At 71.8% G+C, this 18,073-nt stretch carries 13 protein-coding genes; 7 read left to right on the top strand and 6 right to left on the bottom strand.

Annotation, left to right across the window (positions count from 1 at the left end; genetic code table 11):
* Positions 1–82 precede the first annotated feature (82 nt).
* Complete coding sequence (locus EDD90_RS43815; protein WP_123978628.1) at positions 83–2,443, top strand: glycoside hydrolase family 31 protein; 2,361 nt, start codon at positions 83–85, stop codon at positions 2,441–2,443.
* A gap of 10 nt (positions 2,444–2,453) precedes the next feature.
* Here EDD90_RS43815 and EDD90_RS43810 read toward each other — a convergent pair whose 3' ends face one another.
* Positions 2,454–2,987 (bottom strand): NUDIX domain-containing protein, encoded by a 534-nt coding sequence (locus tag EDD90_RS43810; protein WP_123978627.1) that lies wholly within the window; start codon positions 2,985–2,987, stop codon positions 2,454–2,456.
* Between the two features lie 188 nt (positions 2,988–3,175).
* Here EDD90_RS43810 and EDD90_RS43805 point away from each other — a divergent pair, with 188 nt between their 5' ends.
* From EDD90_RS43805 to glpK, 5 genes are all read left to right on the top strand, one after another.
* Positions 3,176–3,622 (top strand): Zn-ribbon domain-containing OB-fold protein, encoded by a 447-nt coding sequence (locus EDD90_RS43805; protein ID WP_260328483.1) that lies wholly within the window; start codon positions 3,176–3,178, stop codon positions 3,620–3,622.
* Positions 3,619–4,809 (top strand): lipid-transfer protein, encoded by a 1,191-nt coding sequence (locus EDD90_RS43800; protein ID WP_123978626.1) that lies wholly within the window; start codon positions 3,619–3,621, stop codon positions 4,807–4,809. The genes EDD90_RS43805 and EDD90_RS43800 overlap by 4 nt, the downstream gene beginning before the upstream one ends.
* Before the next feature lie 112 nt (positions 4,810–4,921).
* Complete coding sequence (locus tag EDD90_RS43795; protein ID WP_123978625.1) at positions 4,922–6,565, top strand: GGDEF domain-containing protein; 1,644 nt, start codon at positions 4,922–4,924, stop codon at positions 6,563–6,565.
* Between the two features lie 306 nt (positions 6,566–6,871).
* A complete protein-coding gene (locus EDD90_RS43790) occupies positions 6,872–7,609 on the top strand; it encodes an MIP/aquaporin family protein (protein WP_123978624.1) in 738 nt (245 codons plus the stop codon).
* A 21-nt stretch (positions 7,610–7,630) separates the two neighbouring features.
* A complete protein-coding gene (gene glpK / locus EDD90_RS43785) occupies positions 7,631–9,151 on the top strand; it encodes a glycerol kinase GlpK (protein ID WP_123978623.1) in 1,521 nt (506 codons plus the stop codon).
* Positions 9,152–9,207: 56 nt separating this feature from the next.
* On the opposite strand, the gene EDD90_RS43780 is transcribed toward glpK, so the two are convergent.
* Genes EDD90_RS43780 through EDD90_RS43760 form a run of 5 tightly spaced genes read right to left on the bottom strand, consistent with a single transcriptional unit; the run spans position 9,208 to position 17,115 of the window.
* Complete coding sequence (locus EDD90_RS43780) at positions 9,208–9,813, bottom strand: ATP/GTP-binding protein (protein ID WP_123978622.1); 606 nt, start codon at positions 9,811–9,813, stop codon at positions 9,208–9,210.
* Complete coding sequence (locus EDD90_RS43775) at positions 9,794–13,429, bottom strand: hydantoinase B/oxoprolinase family protein (protein ID WP_123978621.1); 3,636 nt, start codon at positions 13,427–13,429, stop codon at positions 9,794–9,796. Before EDD90_RS43775 ends, EDD90_RS43780 begins: the two co-directional genes overlap by 20 nt.
* A 24-nt stretch (positions 13,430–13,453) precedes the next feature.
* Positions 13,454–13,849, bottom strand: coding sequence for a DUF742 domain-containing protein (locus tag EDD90_RS43770; RefSeq protein WP_123978620.1), 396 nt, complete (start codon positions 13,847–13,849; stop codon positions 13,454–13,456).
* A gap of 9 nt (positions 13,850–13,858) precedes the next feature.
* Positions 13,859–14,293, bottom strand: coding sequence for a roadblock/LC7 domain-containing protein (locus EDD90_RS43765; RefSeq protein ID WP_123978619.1), 435 nt, complete (start codon positions 14,291–14,293; stop codon positions 13,859–13,861).
* Positions 14,290–17,115 (bottom strand): nitrate- and nitrite sensing domain-containing protein, encoded by a 2,826-nt coding sequence (locus EDD90_RS43760; protein WP_123982251.1) that lies wholly within the window; start codon positions 17,113–17,115, stop codon positions 14,290–14,292. Before EDD90_RS43760 ends, EDD90_RS43765 begins: the two co-directional genes overlap by 4 nt.
* Before the next feature lie 415 nt (positions 17,116–17,530).
* Between EDD90_RS43760 and EDD90_RS43750 the strand changes: the two genes are divergently transcribed.
* Entirely contained in the window at positions 17,531–18,046 is a 516-nt protein-coding gene (locus tag EDD90_RS43750) for a hypothetical protein (RefSeq protein ID WP_398927403.1), read from the top strand.
* The last annotated feature ends 27 nt before the right edge of the window (positions 18,047–18,073 follow it).

The raw sequence follows: 18,073 nt of genomic DNA, 5'->3' as shown, positions 1-18,073 counted from the left end.
TCGTGAAGATGTGGTCCCGGCACGGGTGAACGGCAGTTGAACGGCACGCGTGTGTGGAGCGCCGAGTGGCAGGGTGAGCAGTATGGACGGTCGTGACCTGGTGCGTTCGGTGAGAGTGGTCGGTTCGAGGAAGGCGGCTCAGGGGTTGCGTACCGTACGGGCGGCGTGGCGCATGAGGCGGATCGATGCTGCCGGGCTGCCCGCGCGGGGGGCCGAGCGCGCCCGGGTGCCGGGGCCGGTGCGGGACGCGGAGCCGGGGGCGGGAGGCGGTGTGATCCGCTTCGGCCGGTCCGAGCTACGGATCATGGTCGCCGTGAACGGGGCGGTCTTCTGGGGCTGGGACGGGGCCGGTCCCGAGCCGTCGTACGCACTGGCGGGCCGCTGTCCGGAGCCGGATCCGCGGGCGGTCCTGGAGCCGGACACGGACGGCGGCTGGCGGGTCGTGGCGGAGCGGGTGACGGTCAGCGTCTCGCGGCACGGGGCGGTGGAGGTGTGCACGCCCGGTGGCGTGCTGCTGCGCCGTGATCTGCCGCCCCGGTGGTGGGAGCCGGTGGGCGGGGGTACGGCGCGCTGGGTGCAGCGCTCGGAGGTGGCCGCGGACGCCCGGTTCTTCGGTCTCGGGGGGCGTGCCTCGGGGCCGCGGCTGCGTGACGGGACGTACCGGCTGTGGAACACCGATCCCGGGCATGCCTTCGGGCCTGGCGACGATCCGCTGTACCTCACCATGCCCGTGCAACTGGTGGTCGCGGACGCGGCCACGCATCTGGTGTTCCACGACTCCTCGTGGGACGGGACGGTGACCCTCCGGGAGGGCGAGGAGGGAGCCGGTTCCGGCCATGACCGGACCGGGCGGTGCGAACTGCGCATGGACGGCGGTCCGCTGCGGTGCTGGGTGATGGTGGGCACCCCCGCGCGCGTGCTGCACACCTGGGCCTCGCTCACCGGCGCGCCCGCGCTGCCGCCGGCCTGGGCGCTCGGCCACCACCACGCGCGCTGGGGCTTCGGCAGCGAGCAGGAGGTCCGTCGGATCGTCGCCGGCTATCAGGAGCGCGGTCTGCCGCTGGACGCCGTCCATCTGGACATCGACCACTACGACGCCCATCAGGTGTTCACCGTCGACCACGAGCGCTTCCCGAAGCTGCCGACGCTGGCGGAGGAATTGCGGCGGGAGGGGATCCGGCTGGTGTCGATCGTCGACCCGGCGGTGAAGGCCGAACCGGGCAACGCGGTCCACGACGCCGGGACGGCCATCGACGCTTTCGTGCGCGACCAGTCGGGGCGGACGGTGGAGGGTGTGGTCTGGCCCGGTGAGTCGGTCTTCCCCGACTTCACGCACGCGCGCGTGCGTGCGTGGTGGGGCGGGCTGTACGAGGAGCGGCTCGACGAGGGCTTCGCCGGGTTCTGGCACGACATGAACGAACCGACGTCCTTCAACGCCTTCGGCGAGTCCACATTGCCGCGCTCGGCCCGGCACCACCTGGAGGGCCGCGGCGGCGACCACCGGGAGGCGCACAACGTCTACGCGCTGTGCATGGCGCAGGCGGCCTACGAGGGCCTGCGCGAACTGGCTCCCAAGGAGCGGCCGTTCCTGTTCTCGCGCTCCGGCTGGGCCGGCCAGCAGCGCTACGGGGGCACCTGGTCCGGTGACGTCGCCACCGGCTGGCCGGGGCTGCGCGCGTCCCTGTCGCTGGTGCTGGGACTCGGGCTGTGCGGGGTGCCCTACTCCGGGCCGGACGTGGGCGGGTTCGACGGGAGTCCGTCGCCCGAGCTGTTTCTGCGCTGGTTCCAGCTCGGCGCCTACCTGCCGCTGTTCCGCACGCATGCGAGCATGCGTGCGGGGCGCCGGGAACCGTGGGAGTTCGGACCCGAGGTGCTGGAGCACGCGCGCGTGGCGCTCCTCGAACGCAGGCGCCTGCTGCCGTACTTCATGACGCTGGCGCATCTGGCGAGGCGGACCGGCGCGCCCTATGTGCGCCCTCTGTGGTGGGGAGCTCCCGAGGACCGGGCGCTGCGCGACTGCGAGGACGCGTTCCTGCTGGGCGACGCTCTGCTGGTGGCGCCGGTGCTGGATCCGGGCGCCGACCGGCGTGCGGTGCAGCTGCCCCGGGGGCGCTGGTACGACACGCTGACGGAGCGGGCGTACGAGGGGCCCGGGCAGGTGCTGGTGGACGCACCGCTGTCGCGGATCCCGGTGCTCGCACGTGCGGGTGCCGTCCTTCCCGTGCGGGGCGAGGACGGCGGGACGCGGCTGGAGGTCTGGGCGCCCGCGCGGGGACGGACGGGGGGCGGACTGTTCGTGCCGGACGCGGGCGACGGCTGGGACGAGCCGGAGATCGAGCGTTACGTCGCCCGCTGGGACGGCCGGCGGGTGCTGGTCGGGCAGGTGGGGGAGAACGGCGTGCGCGAGCCGTCCCACCCCGTGCACATCAGGGGGCTGGGGTGAGCCGGAGGGCTCAGTAGCGGCCCTCGAACCACGCGCGTACGGCCACGCTGTGCAGCGGGAAGGCCAGCTCCTCGGGTCTGCGCAGCAGGTGCCAGCCCTCCGTCTCGTCCGTCGCGCCGGACGGCGGGAGTCCTTCGACCGGGCGTTCCGGGAGGAGACCGAACAGCAGCAGGTGCCCGTCGGGTGAGCTCATGGCGTCGACGAGCCGTACGTCGCGGGCGGCCGCGTCGATGCCCGTCTCCTCCTTGAGCTCACGGACGACGGCGTGCCGCCAATCCTCGCGGTCGTCGACGTAACCGCCGGGCAGCGCGGTGCCTCCGCGCGCGGGGGCGACGGTTCGGGTGATGACGACGAGGGCGGTGCCCTTCGTGTCGTACACGGGCTGGAGGGCGATCGCCACCGGCAGCGGGTTGCGGTAGGCGGTGTGGCCGCAGGCCGGGCAGGTGCGCGGCCAGCCGGAGACTCCTGCTCCGTACGGCGCTCCGCAGCTCGAACAGTGCGAGTCCGGAGCGGAGTTGGCAATTGGGTGCTGATTTTCGGACACGCGCGGACTTTATCCGATCACAGGAACGACGTCTTACGGTCAGGGGAACGTCGCCTTCCGGAAGTGAAACGACATCGGACGACCGGGAACCGGACAGCGTGATGCGATCCGACGGCTCGGCCTGCCCATTTCCCGGAGCCCGTGGCACACTTCTGACGTTCCGTCAGATCAGGTGCCCTGGAGGAGCTTTGTCGGGTACACGCACACCGGCGGTCGAAGGCTGGTTCACGGGCGCGGGAGACGATTTCCGGCTCCTGGGCACCCGCTGCGGGGCCTGCGCCTCGGTCTTCTTCCCGCGCGAGGACGCCCACTGCCGCAATCCCGGGTGCGCGGGCGGCGACCTGGAGGAGGTGCCGCTCTCCCGGCGCGGGCGGATCTGGTCGTACACCGACAGCAGATACCGGCCGCCGTCACCCTATGTGAGCGATCCGGAACTTCCGTGGGAGCCGTACGCGTTGATCGCTGTGGAGCTGGAGTCCGAGCGGATCGTGGTGCTGGGACAGGCGGTTCCCTGGATCACCGTCGCCGATCTGGCGATGGGCATGGAGGTCGAGGCCGTCCCCGGAGTGCTGAGCGAGGACGCGGAGACGACCTGGACGACCTGGCACTGGCGGCCGACGGGGGTGACGGCATGACGGCGGACGTGGCGGTGCTCGGCGTGGGCATGCACCCCTGGGGCAAGTGGGGGCGCAGCTTCGTCGAGTACGGGACGGCGGCGGCCCGCGCGGCGCTCGCGGACGCCGGGCTGGAGTGGCGGGACGTCGGCTCGATCGTGGGCGCGGACACGGTCCGTGGCGGTTATCCCGGCTATGTCGCGGGCGCGACCTTCGCCAAGGCGCTGGGCTGGCAGGGAGCACGGGTCGCGAGCGTCTACGCGGCCTGTGCGTCGGGGGCCCAGGCGGTCGCCGCGGCGCGGTCACAGATCCTCGCGGGGCTCGCGGACGTGGTGCTCGTGGTGGGCGCGGACGCGGCCCCCAAGGGCTTCTTCCGGCCCGCCGGAGGAGACCGCCCCGACGATCCCGACTGGCTGCGCTTCCGGCTGCTGGGGGCGACGAATCCGACGTACTTCGGGCTGTACGCACGCCGGCGGATGGCGGTGTTCGGGGACACCCCGGAGGACTTCGCGCTGGTCAAGGTGAAGAACGCGGCCCTGGGGGCGCTGAATCCGTACGCCCGCTACCGCAAGCGGGTCACGGCCGAGGAGGTCGCCGCCTCGCAGGTGGTCGCCGATCCGCTGCGGCTGCTGGACATCTGCGCGACCTCCGACGGCGGGGCCGCGCTGGTGCTGTCGAGCCTGGACTTCGCGCGCCGGCACGGGGTGGCCCGCCCGGTGCGCATCCGCGCGGTGTCCACGGTCACGCCGCGGTATCCGAGCACGGTCCTCGACCTGCCGGACATCGCCACGGACTCGGCGGCGGCCGTGGCGCCCCCGGCCGAGACGTTCCGGGCGTCCATCGCCCGGGCCGCCTACGAGGAGGCGGGCATCGGCCCCGAGGAACTCTCCCTTGCGGAGGTCTACGACCTCTCCACCGCCCTGGAGTTGCAGTGGTACGAGGATCTCGGTCTGTGCGGCGAGGGCGAGGCCGCGAAGCTGCTGCGCGAGGGGGTGACCGCCCTGGGGGGCCGCACACCCGTCAACGCCAGCGGTGGACTCGCCTCCTTCGGGGAGGCGGTGCCGGCTCAGGCGATCGCCCAGATATGCGAGCTGACCTGGCAGTTGAGGGACACGGCGGGTGACCGGCAGGTAGCCCACGCGCGCGTGGGGATCACGGCCAACCAGGGGCTGTTCGGGCACGGCTCGTCCGTGATAGCGGTGCGCTAGCGTGACGGGTGTGACAGCGGGGCTCCCACACCCCGTGTCACCACCCCGGGCGGTTGCGTGAACGTCTTATGAACTGCCCCTGGGCGTACGCCGGTGGAGCCATCATGCTCCCGTGCCCTCCTGGACGGATACTCTCCGTTTCGCCTTCCAGCCGGTGGTCAATCTGACGACCGGTGGGATCGCCGCACTGGAGATCCTCGCCCGCCCCGAGACCGGCGACATCCTCGCCGAAGCCCGCCGAGACCCCGAGCTCGACGGCAGACTGGCCGTGCTGGCGCTCCGCGCCGCGGCGCGCAAGGAGACACTGCTGCCGCTGCACATCAACGTGTTCGCAGCGACGCTCGCCGACCTGGGCGGCATCGGCGCCCTGCCCGAGGCCATCCGCGAGGCCGGCCGGATGCCCTGGGAGGTCACCCTGGACATCGTGCCGCCGTACACGCACGTGCCGCAGCGGGCCCTGCTGGAGGCCGTCGCGACACTGCGCGGTCAGGGCTTCCGGATCAGCGCCGACGGCATCGGCGACGGGGATGTGCCGCTTCGGCTGCTCACCGACCTCTCCCCCGACCTGATCAAGCTCGACGCCTCGCTGCTCGGCCGGCCGGCCGCGGTGCGGGCGATGCGGACCCTGTGCGAGGAGCTGGGCGCCCTGGTGGCCGTCGAGGGCGTGGAGACCGAACGGCAGCACGCGGCGGCGCTGGCGGCCGGGGCACAGCTGGCCCAGGGCGAGCTGTTCGCGCCGCCGGCCCGGATCCCGGTGGCGGAGGTATACGTTCCGCCGCTCTCCCCCGCCGCCCTGCCCCCACCGCGCTCGGGGCCGTCCGTGCGGGAGTTCGTCCGGCCCGCCGCGCTGCTGCCGGTCACCGCGTCCGCGCTGCAGGTGCGCGCCCTGCTGACCGGCTCCCCGGAGGTCTCCGGAGTCCTCCTGGTGGACCAGACGGGCGCCCCGGTCCGGTCGGTGCACCGCTCCCGCTTCCTGCTGTCGATGTCGGGCCGTTACGGACACGCCCTGTACGCGGACCGCCCGGCCTTCAAACTGGGCGACGCACCGCGCACGGTCGGCGTCGACGCCACCGCCTGGGAGGTACTGGACGTGGTGGCCGTCGGCGAGCGGGACCGCACCTCGGACGATGTGGCGGTCGTCGACCAGCTCGGGCGCTGTGTGGGCGTCGTACGCCTCGCCGACCTGGTACGGGCCCTCGCCGAGACCCGTGTCGAGGAGGCGGCCGGGCTCAATCCGCTGACCCGGCTGCCCGGTTCGGACGCGATCACGGGCGAGGTGGACCGGTGGATCGCGGACGGCCGGGTCTTCGCGCTCAGCTGGCTCGATATCGACCACTTCAAACAGGTGAACGACGGTGCCGGGTTCGCCGCGGGCGACGAGCTGATCCGTTCGGTGGGGCGGGCGCTTCAGCAGGCCGTGGCCGGCCACGCGCGGGTGGGGCACATCGGCGGGGACGACTTCCTGGTGCTCGCCGACGAGGAGGGGATGGCGTCGCTCGTCACCGGGGTGCTCGACGCGCCCTGGGCGGCCGGCGGGCGGCCCGTCACGTTGTCCCTGGCCACCGTCGTGTGCGGTCCCGGGAGCGTGATCGACCACCGTCAGGCGGCCGCCTGGCTGGCGCCACTGAAGAAGGCCGCCAAGGCGCTGCACGGGGCGAGTTGGGTGCTGGGGCGGGCGGGACTGCCCGGCCACGAGATCCGGCGCGGCTCGGGTGCGCATCCGACCCAGGCCGGGTACGCGGCGGTGGAGCCGTGAAAGCGGTTTTCCCACGGGTCGCCTGTCATCGTTGCCGTCGGCGACCTTGACGCTCCCTGGGTGCCGGTGAAAACTTCCGGTGTCGGTCGACATCGCCGTACATTCTCGGCGTAATCAGGCACTGCGCCATGGGCCGCTCCTGTTCTGAGGCCTGCTCCCCCATGGGCGATTCGGCTGCTACGGCACGCTCGTCACAGACGCCGGGCGGGGCGCGGGACCTTCCCTGCCTTCGGCTGGCGTCCCCAAGGGAACCGTTCCTGCTCGGAGTGCCGGGGTGTTCCCCGGCCAGCGCCCTAGGAGCCCGCCATGAGCAACGGAGACATATTCGTCGGCGAAGTCATCGGCACGGCCATCCTGATCCTTTTCGGTGCCGGTGTCTGCGCCGCCGTCACCCTCAGACACTCCAAGGCCCGGGCCGCGGGGTGGGTGGTGATCGCGTTCGGCTGGGGGTTCGGCGTGCTCGCCGGCGCCTACACCGCCGCTCCCCTCTCCGGCGGACAGCTCAACCCCGCCGTCACCATCGGCATCGCCGTCGACACCGGCAAGTGGGGCAAGGTCTGGGTCTATCTGCTCGGCCAGCTCGTCGGCGCGATGCTGGGCGCCGTCCTGACGTACCTGGTCTATCTCGCCCAGTTCCAGGCCAATGTGCCCGACGAGGAGACCGCGGAGGAGCCGACGCCGACACTCGGCATCTTCTCCACCATCCCGGAGATCCGGAACCCGGTCGCCAACCTCATCACCGAGATCATCGCGACGATCGCGCTGGTCCTGCCGATCCTCGCGTTCGGGCTGACCAAGGGGCTCGGCGAGTCCGGCACCACGGTGCTGATCGTCTCGCTGCTCGTCGTCGGCATCGGGCTGTCCCTCGGCGGGCCCACCGGATACGCCATCAACCCGACGCGCGACCTCGGCCCCCGGATCGTGCACACCTTCCTGCCGATCCCCAACAAGGGCACCTCCGACTGGGGTTACGCCTGGATCCCCGTCGTCGGCCCGCTGGCCGGCGGCGCGCTCGCGGGCCTCATCTACAACGCAGCCTTCTGATCCAGCGACCAAGGGGTAGCCATGACGGACACCGCCGAGAAGTACGTCGCCGCAATCGACCAGGGAACCACGTCGAGCCGCTGCATCATCTTCGACCACGGCGGCGCCATCGTCGCCGTCGACCAGCGCGAGCACCGCCAGATCTTCCCCAAGCCGGGCTGGGTGGAGCACGACGCCACCGAGATCTGGTCCAAGGTGCAGGCCGTGGTCGCCGGGGCACTGGCCAAGGCCGGGCTGCGCGCCGACCGGTTGAGCGCGCTCGGCATCACCAACCAGCGCGAGACGACGGTCTTGTGGGACCGGGCCACCGGCAAGCCCGTGCACAACGCGATCGTCTGGCAGGACACCCGCACCGCGGCCCTGTGCCACGAACTCGGCGGCAGCGACGGCCAGGACCGCTTCCGCGAGCAGACCGGGCTGCCCCTGGCCAGCTACTTCTCCGGGCCCAAGGCGGCCTGGCTGCTGGACAACGTGCCCGGGCTCCGGGACCGCGCCGAGCGCGGTGAGATCGCCTTCGGGACCATCGACTCCTGGCTGATCTGGAACCTCACCGGCGGCACCGACGGCGGCCGGCACGTCACCGACGTCACCAACGCCGGGCGCACCATGCTGATGAACCTGGAGACCCTGCAGTGGGACGCCTCCATCCTGTCCGCGATGAACGTCCCCGCGGCGATCCTGCCCGAGATCAGGTCCTCCGCCGAGGTGTACGGCACCGCCGTCGGCCAGCTCGCCGGCGTACCGGTGGCGTCCGCCCTGGGCGATCAGCAGGCGGCGGTCTTCGGGCAGGCCTGCTACGACGTCGGCACGGCGAAGAACACCTACGGGACGGGCAGTTTCCTGCTGCTCAACACCGGCGACCGGCCGGTGCCGTCCAAGAACGGGCTGCTGACGACGATGGGCTACAAGATCGGCGGGGAGGCGCCGGTGTACTGCCTGGAGGGTTCGATAGCCATAACGGGCGCGCTCGTCCAGTGGTTCCGCGACCAGCTCGGCATCATCCGCAGCGCCGACGAGATCGAGACCCTGGCGGCGAGCGTCGATGACAACGGCGGTGCCTACATCGTGCCCGCCTTCTCCGGCCTGTTCGCGCCCTACTGGCGCTCGGACGCCCGCGGGGTCGTCACCGGGCTCACCCGGTACGTCACGAAGGCGCATCTGGCCCGTGCGGTCCTCGAGGCGACCAGCTGGCAGACGCGGGAGGTCGTGGACGCCATGTACCAGGACTCCGGGGTGCAGATCACGACCCTGAAGGTGGACGGCGGCATGACCGGGAACAACCTCCTGATGCAGCACCAGGCCGATGTCCTCGGGGTGCCGGTGATCCGCCCCCGGGTCTCCGAGACGACCTGCCTGGGCGCCGCCTACGCGGCCGGCCTGGCGACCGGCGTCTGGAACGATCTCGACGAACTCAAGTCCCACTGGCAGAAGGACGTGGAGTGGACGCCCGCCATGGCGGCGTCGGTGCGCGACCGTGAGTACGCCAACTGGCGCAAGGCGGTGGAGAAGAGCTTCGGCTGGCTGGAAGAGGGCGACGAGTAACCCCCTGGGACCACGGCCCGTACCCCGGTCGGCGGGGGTACGGGCCGTGCCGCCGCTCAGGTGGTGACGGCCTGCCGGTGGGCCGCCGCGTACGCCATCGCGTGCTGTACGACGCCGATGAGCACCTCCTTGACGGTCTCCCGGTCCCGGGCGTCACACAGCAGAACCGGTACGTCCTCGTCGAGATCGAGCGCCTGCCGGACGTCCTCCACCGGGTAACGGGCCGAGCCCTCGAAGCAGTTGACGCCGACGAGGAACGGTATGGACCGCCGCTCGAAGTAGTCGACGGCGGCGAAACAGTCCTCCAGCCGACGGGTGTCGGCGAGCACCACAGCGCCCAGCGCGCCCTCGGACAGTTCGTCCCACATGAACCAGAACCGTTCCTGCCCGGGGGTTCCGAACAGGTACAGCACCAGGTCCTCGCGCAATGTGATGCGTCCGAAGTCCATGGCGACGGTGGTGGTGTGCTTGCCCTCGACGCCGGAGGTGTCGTCGACCGGTCGCCCGGCCTCCGTGAGGTACTCCTCGGTGCGCAGCGGCCTGATCTCGCTGACCGCGCCGACGAGGGTCGTCTTGCCCACGCCGAAGCCGCCGGCCACGAGGATCTTGAGCGTGACGGGCTCGACCGGGGGCTTGCCGCGCTCAGATCGCCCGAAGATCATCGGTCTCTTCTCCTGCTTGATGGGGTCGTCCTTGGTGGGGGTCGCCGGGTGACGGACTTCCGTATCCGCCGCCACCTGGGGTTTCGATGACGAGCACGTCGTCGGGGCGGACGTCCGCCGCGTCGCTGCCGCCGAGTTCGGTGACCGTGCCGTCGGCCCGCTCCACCCGGTTGGCGCCGAGCGCGCCGGGTGCGCCGCCCGCCATACCGTACGGCGGGACGCGACGGTGCTGGGAGAGCGTGGAGACGGTCATGGGTTCGAGGAAGCGGATACGGCGGACCGCTCCGTCCCCGCCGTGCCAGCGGCCCGCGCCGCCGCTGCCCCGTCGTACCGCGAACTCGTCGAGGCGGACGGGCAGTCGCCACTCCAGGACTTCCGGGTCGGTGAGCCGGGAGTTCGTCATATGGGTCTGTACGACGCTCGCGCCGGGGAAGCCGTCGCCGGCGCCGGATCCGGAGGCGACGGTCTCGTAGTACTGGTGGCGGTCGTTGCCGAAGGTGACGTTGTTCATGGTGCCGGAGCCCTCGGCCTGGACGCCGAGCGCCGCGTAGAGGGCGCCGGTGATGGCCTGCGAGGTCTCCACGTTGCCCGCGACGACGGCGGCCGGCGGCTCGGGGGCGAGCATGGAGCCGGGCGGTACGACGATGTCCAGGGGGCGCAGGCAGCCGTCGTTGAGCGGGATGTCGTCGGCGACCAGGGTGCGGAAGACGTACAGCACGGCCGCGTTGACGACCGAGAACGGTGCGTTGAAGTTGGTGGCGAGCTGGGCGGAGGTGCCCGTGAAGTCGATGGTCGCGCGCCGGTCGGCGCGGTCCACGCGCACGCGTACGCGGATGACGGCGCCGGAGTCGGTCTCGTAGGCGTACTCGCCGTCGTCCAGGGCGTCGACGACCCGGCGGACCGCTTCCTCCGCGTTGTCCTGGACGTGCCGCATATAGGCCTGGACAACGTCGAGGCCGAACTCCTCGATCATGCGGCCGACTTCGTCGACGCCCTTGCGGTTGGCGGCGATCTGGGCGCGCAGGTCGGCGAGGTTGGTGCGGATGTTGCGCGAGGGGTAGCGGGCGCCGGCGAGCAGCCGGTGGGTCTCGGCCTCGCGGAACCGGCCGTTCTCGGCTAGCAGCCAGTTGTCGAAGAGGACGCCCTCTTCGTCGATGGTGCGGCTGTTCGCGGGCATCGAGCCGGGGGCGATGCCGCCGATCTCGGCATGATGGCCGCGCGAGGCGACGTAGAAGAGGATCCGGTCACCCTGCGTGGCGAAGACGGGAGTGATCACGGTGACGTCGGGCAGGTGGGTGCCGCCGTGGTAAGGGTCGTTGACGGCGTAGGTGTCGCCGGGGCGCATCGAGGTTCCGCGGCGGCGGATGACCTCTTTGACGCTGGTGCCCATGGAACCCAGGTGGACGGGGATGTGGGGGGCGTTGGCCACCAGGTTCCCGTCCGGGTCGAACAGGGCGCAGGAGAAGTCCAGGCGCTCCTTGATGTTGACGGACTGGGCCGTGGACTCCAGCCGGGCGCCCATCTGTTCGGCGATGGACATGAAGAGGTTGTTGAAGACCTCGAGCAGGACCGGGTCGGCTTCTGTGTCGAGATCGGAACTCTGCGTAATCGTCGCGCGTTCCATGACCAGATGCCCGTCGTCGGTCGCCGCGGCCCGCCAGCCGTCGTCGACGACGGTCGTGGCGCCGGCCTCGGTGATGATCGCGGGGCCGGTGACGGATACGCCGGGAGGAAGGTCCTCGCGGCGGTGCAGGAGTACGTCGCGCCAGGCGCCGCCGGTGTGGAGGCGGACGGTTTCCGGGGCGGCGGGACGACCCTCGTACGGGGCGAGGGCGGAGAGATCGGGGGGTCGGGTGATGCCGGTGGCTTCCACGGAGAGGGCTTCGACGACGACCGGACGGTCGAGTGTGAAGGAGTACGTGGCGCGATGACGTTCTTCGAAGGCGTGTTTCATCGCGTCGGGCTCGGTGAGTTCGACGGTGAGGGTGGTGTCGGTGCCGTCGTAGCGGAGCTGGGCTCGGCGGGTCACCTCGATGCGGTCCTCCGGGACGTCCTCGGCGCGGAGTTCGGCGCGGGCCGCGGCCTCCAGGTCGTCGGCGGTCTTGCGGACGCCGGGCATGGCGGCGGGCTCCAGGGTGGCCTCGACGGACTGTTCGCGCATGGCGGTGGTGTCGGCGAGGCCGATGCCGAGCGCGGACAGGACACCGGCCATGGGCGGCACCAGGACGGTGCGGATGCCGAGCGAGTCGGCGACCATGCACGCGTGCTGCCCGCCGGCCCCGCCGAAGGTGGTGAGGGCGTAGCGGGTGACGTCGTGGCCCTTCTGGACGGAGATCCGCTTCACGGCGTTGGCGATGTTGGCGACGGCGATGCTCAGGTAGCCCTCGGCGACCTGTTCCGGGGTGCGGTCGTCGCCGGTCCGCTCGTGGATCTGCCGCGCGAGGTCGGTGAAGCGGTCGCGGACGAGGCCGGCGTCCAGGGGCTGGTCCCCGTCGGGTCCGAAGACGCGGGGGAAGTGGGCGGGCTGGATGCGGCCGAGCATGACGTTGGCGTCGGTGACGGCCAGCGGGCCGCCGCCGCGGTAGCAGGCCGGGCCGGGGTCGGCGCCGGCCGAGTCCGGGCCGACGCGGTAGCGGGAGCCGTCGAAGTGCAGCACCGAGCCGCCGCCCGCGGCGACGGTGTGGATGTCCAGCATCGGGGAGCGCAGCCGGACGCCCGCGATCTGTGTGGTGAAGACCCGTTCGTACGCGCCGGCGAAGTGGGAGACGTCGGTGGAGGTACCGCCCATGTCGAAGCCGATGACCCGGTCGAAGCCGGCGAGCTGCGACATCCGGGCCATGCCGACGATCCCTCCGGCCGGCCCGGACAGGACGGCGTCCTTGCCGCGGAACTGCCCGGCCTCGGCGAGCCCGCCATTGGACTGCATGAACATCAGCCGCACGCCTTCGAGTTCGTCGGCGACATGGCGGACGTAGCGGCGCAGCACGGGCGACAGGTAGGCGTCGACGACGGCGGTGTCGCCGCGCGGGACGAGCTTCATCAGCGGGCTGACCTCGCTGGACAGCGAGATCTGCGGGAAGCCGGTGCGGGCGGCCAGCTCGCCGACGGCCTGCTCGTGGGCGGGGTGGAGGTGGCTGTGCATGCAGACGACGGCGACCGCGCGGATCCCGTCGTCGTACGCCTCCCGGAGCGGGCCGGCCAGGGCCTCCAGGTCGGGTGTGCGGAGCACGGTGCCGTCGGCGGCGATCCGTTCGTCCACCTCGACGACTCGCTCGTACAGCAGTTCGGGCAGCTCGATGCGGCGGGCGAAGATACGGGGGCGGTTCTGGTAGGCGATGCGCAAGGCGTCGCGAAAGCCGCGCGTGATGACGAGAAGGGTGCGCTCGCCCTTGCGTTCCAGGAGCGCGTTGGTGGCGACGGTGGTGCCCATACGGACGGCGTCGACGGGGTCGCCGCAGCCGTCGAGGAGTTCGCGTACGCCTGCCACGGCCGCGTCGGTGTACCGCGCGGGGTTGTCGGAGAGCAGTTTGTGGGTGAGCAGCCGGCCGTCCGGGCGCCGCGCGACGACGTCGGTGAACGTACCGCCACGGTCGACCCAGAACTGCCAGCCTGTCACGTCACTTCTCCGCTTCCGCGCCGGTCACAGGGCCCGGAGGCCGTTGATCACGTCGCGCAGAATACTCTCGTCCACCAGCTCGGCCGGGGGTACCGGCCGGTTGACATGGACGAGTTCCCCGTCGACGAGGTCGCCGATGAGGACCCGGACCACTCCGATGGGCAGATCGAGTTCCGAAGCCAGCTCGGCGACGGACTGCGGGACGTCCCGGCAGAGCTCGACGATGTCCACATGTTCCGGGGACAGCGTCCGGTCGTCCTCCGGGTCGTCCGCGTGCGCCTCCGCGACGACCACCGCGATCAGGTCGAGGCGGTGCTGGGCCGCACTGGTGGTGCGGCCGCGCGTCATGGCGTACGGACGGACGACCGGTCCGGCCTCGTCGTCGAACCAGTGACTTCTTCCCTGACCGTCTCCGCTCATGTCACTCCACTACCCGCCCGAAGGCAGATCGGTGCGCGGAGCGGAGCCCAGATGTACGCCGACCCGCTTGACCAGGAGCGTCATCTCGTACGCGACCTGGCCGACGTCGGAGTCGGCATCGGAGAGGACGGCGAGGCAGCTGCCGTCACCGGCGGCCGTGACGAACAGGAAGGCCTCGTCGAGCTCCACGACGGTCTGCCGGACGCTGCCCGCCTCGAAGTGGCGGCCCACGCCCTTGGCAAGGCTGTGGAAACCGGAGGCCACGGCCGCCAGGTGCTCGCTGTCCTCTCTGGTGAGGTCCTTGGAGACACCGGTGGCCAGGCCGTCGCCGGAGAGCACGACGGCCTTGCGGATGCTGGCGACCCGGTCCACGAGGTCGTCCAGGAGCCAGTTCAGCTCACCCTTGTTCGTCGCCGTGCGGCCGGTCGTCTTCGGATCGGTCATCGACCGTCCCCCTTAGTCGTTCCTTGTGCTGTGCCGTGCCGGGACCCGTCGCCCGCGGCGTTCTCGTCCCGGCCGCGCTGCCAGCCGCGCTGGAGCGAGGCCATGCGGCTGCGGACCTCGTCGGCATCGCGCTCGACGGGTTCCGCCTCCCGTCGGGCAGGCCGTACGGGGTCCTGTCGCAGCTGCGGGGCCAGGTTGGCCTGCCGTACCCGCTTGGGCAGCGGCCGGGTGCCGGATGCGGCTTCCGGGGGTGTGCTGCCGAGCGGCGGGACGGAGTCGTCGGTGCCGCTGCCGGAGGTGATCTCGGAGCGGCGGCTGCGCCGAGGCAGCACGGGGGGTTCGTCCGGGCCGCCCGTCTGGGGCGCGGTGGGTTGCTCGACCCGGCCGACCGGGCCGACGGCGCGCTGCGAGGACGGCTCGGTGCGGCGGCGAGAGGGCAGCGGAGCGAGTCCGCCCGGTTCGGGGCGGCCCGTGTCCGCCGGGCCCCGCTCGTCCGGCTCGGACCGGCGGGAGCGCTGCTCGGTGACGGGCTTGCCGTGGGAGCTGACCAGCTTGGGCGTACGCCGCCTGGGGAGCGGCACGGGGCCGCCGGTGCGCTCCTCGCGGAAGCCGTCCGCGGTCTCCGGAGCCGGCTGATGGGGCTCGCTCACGGCGGGGGCGGTGTCGTCGGAGCCGCGGGCGATGGAGCGGCGGGGGCGGAACAGGCCGCCGCGCTCGCTGTCCTCGTCGGTGAGGGCGCCCGGGAAACCGTCCAGCGCGTCCAGGTCGACGGGTGCCTCCAGCTCGACCGGACCGTCCAGCAGCGCACCCGGCAGACCGGGCCGCTGCGCCGGCACCTGGGTCAGGGCGGTGGCACGGCTCTCCTCGGGCGCCGCCTCCTTCGTGAGGCGGTCCCGGTCGAGGCGGAAGCCGATGCCGTTGGTGTCCGGGACGTCGTCGGTCAGCAGCACGTCGGGGATGAAGACGACGGCGGTGGTGCCGCCGTAGGGGGACGGCTGGAGCGAGACGCGGACGTTCTGGCGCTGGGCGAGGCGGCTGACCACGAACAGGCCGAGCCGGTCGGTGTCGGAGAGCTCGAACTCGGGGGTCTCGGCGAGCCGCAGGTTGGCGTCCAGCAGCGCCTCGGCGGCCATGCCGAGGCCGCGGTCGTGGATCTCCAGGGTGAAGCCGTTGGCGACGCGCTCGCCGAGGACCTGGACGGCGGTGTGCGGCGGCGAGAACACCGTGGCGTTCTCGAGGAGTTCGGCCACGAGGTGGGTGAGGTCGGCGACAGCGGGGCCGGTGACGGCGACCCGGGACAGGCGGCGGACCTCGATGCGCTCGTAGTCCTCGACCTCGGCCACGGCGGCCCGCACCACGTCCATCAGCTGGACGGGCCGGCGCCACTGCCGGGAGGGGGCCGCGCCGGAGAGGATCACCAGGCCCTCGGCGTGCCTGCGCATCCGGGTGGTGAGGTGGTCGAGGCGGAAGAGGTCGGCGAGTTCGTCGGTGTCCTCGGTCCTGCGCTCCATGGTGTCGAGCAGGGTGAGCTGCTTGTGCAGCAGGACCTGGCTGCGGCGGGCGAGATTGACGAAGACCTCGGAGACCCCGGACCGCAGTTCGGCCTGTTTGACGGCGGCTTCGACCGCGGCGCGCTGCAGGGTGTTGAGGGCCTGGCCGACCTCTCCGATCTCGTTCTTGTCGTACTGCAGGCGCGGGGCCTCGGTCTCCACGTCGACCTGTTCGCCTGCGGACAGCCGGCGCATGACGCTCGGCAGCCGGACGCCGGACGCCTCGTGCGCCTCCTGGCGCAGCAGCCGCAGGTCGCGGATGAGTCCGCGGCCGGTCCGGACCGACATGACGAGCGAGAACAGCACGGCGACCACGCCGAGGACGCCGACGACGGCCGCCTGCAGGATCACGTTGACGGCCACGGGCCGGATGCGGTTCTGGTAGCGGTCGGCGACCTGGTCGTTGAGGGTGCCCAGTTCCTTGAGGACGCTGCCCGCGGCGGTGTCCCAGCTCTTGGCGCTGACGTCGTTCGGGATGCCGGAGCCGAGGGCGATGACGGACTGTTCCGCGGTCCGCAGGGGAGCGGTCGTGGCGTCCTTCCAGAAGCGGTCGTAGCGGTCGCGTTCCGCCGCCGGCAGCAGAGGCAGGGCGACGTCGTAGAGGAGGGTGCGCTGGGCGACGAGGTCGGAGATCTCTCGGGTCTCGTCGCGGGAGACCTTCCCGACCACCAGGGCCGAGCCGAGCAGGGCGTCCTCCCGGGAGAGGAGTTCCCGCGCGAGGGCGATGTTGTCGAGGGCGCGGGCCTGCTTCTCCATCTCGACGTCGTCCATGCCCTCCAGGGTGGTGAGCAGCGCGTAGAGGGGGTCGACGAGGCGGTTGTAGAGGTCGTAGGCCTGGGTACGGCTGACGGTGCCCTCCTCGACGCTGCGGCGCAGGGCGGCGATGCCCTCGAACGCGTCGAGCACGGCGGTGAGGCCCTCGCTCTCGTCGGCGTTCAGGCCGTCGCGGAGGTCCCGGTCGCCGACGTTCCTCCGGAGCTCGGCGACGGCGCTGTCGGTGGCGGCGCGCGTGCGGTGCAGGGCGGCGAGCGCGTCGGCGGCCCGCGGGTCGGCGAGATAGACGAGAGTCTGCCTGCGTTCCTGCTGGATGACCCGGGCGGTGTCCTCGGTGGGGTAGCCGAGCTTCTCGACGGTGGAGGACACCTGGAACAGCTGGGTGACCTCGCGTCCCGTGAGGACGGCCGCGAAGCCCCAGACCGCCGTCAGGGACACCAGCGGCACGAGAAGCAGCGCCACGATCTTCCGGCGGATGGACTTCCCGCGAAAGCGCATGGCCTCCCCCAGCTCGACCCCCACCGGCCGGGGGTACACATGTACGTCAACAAACGGCGCGAGCCTACTACCGTCACATGGATAACTCGAAGACGCGTCCGGAGGCCGAACTTCCGCCTCGGGGCCGGGACATGGCGGGCAGACAGGGAGAGTTGTCCGGGCATTGCGGGAGATTGCCCCCACGGGCGCACCGACTCGCACGAGCGGGACGGGAACGGCACGAAGGATCAGTTGGCCGGAATTTTTCGCTGGTCGGGAATCATCGGGCGAGTTCGTTCGTCCTTGTCTACGGGCAATGGGTGCGGAATCGGCCACAGGAACCGCATCTAGTATTCGGGCCGCGTAAAACAGCGCAAGCCGGGCAGCCACTGGGGAGTCGGTGTCATCGGACACCGGTGCGAGAGAGCTGCCGGCGGTGGGGAGTGACACGTTGATAGGGACGGCTCAGCGGCGCTTGGCGCCCGAGGACGGTGCGGCGGCGCGCTCGACAGTGCGCCCGGGGACTGCTCCGCGCCGCGGTACGCAACAGTCCGCGCAGTACCGGCCGTTGTGGGTCGAGGAGCCCGCCAAGCGGTACCGGATGCCGGACCCGGTGCGCACGGCCTCCGTGCGGGCGGTGATCATCATCGCCGTCACGCTGATCCAGGCGATGGTGGCCTTCCTGTGCACGCTCGCGGAGTCCTGGCTGGCGTTCCCGATGGTGATCAGCAGCGTGGCGAGCACGGTGGTGGCCACCTGGAGCGCGGTGGACGTCCTGGTGACCCGTCAGGTGTGGAACCAGCGCAACGGCGTGGTCTCGGAGCCGAGCAGCACGGCACGCACGCTCCGCCGCGAGCGGCGCGCGGCCCGGCGGCAGGAGCGCGCCGCCGGGCGCGAGCAGGAGCGGATACGGCGTCGGGCCTCCAAGGCCGGCCAGCTGTCCCACCCCTGAGGACACCGCGAGCGGTGCAGGACGGGG

The organism is Streptomyces sp. Ag109_O5-1, assembly GCF_003814875.1.
In the GTDB taxonomy this organism is placed as follows: Bacteria; Actinomycetota; Actinomycetes; order Streptomycetales; family Streptomycetaceae; genus Streptomyces; species Streptomyces sasae.
This window is presented reverse-complemented; position numbering and strand designations above follow the sequence as displayed.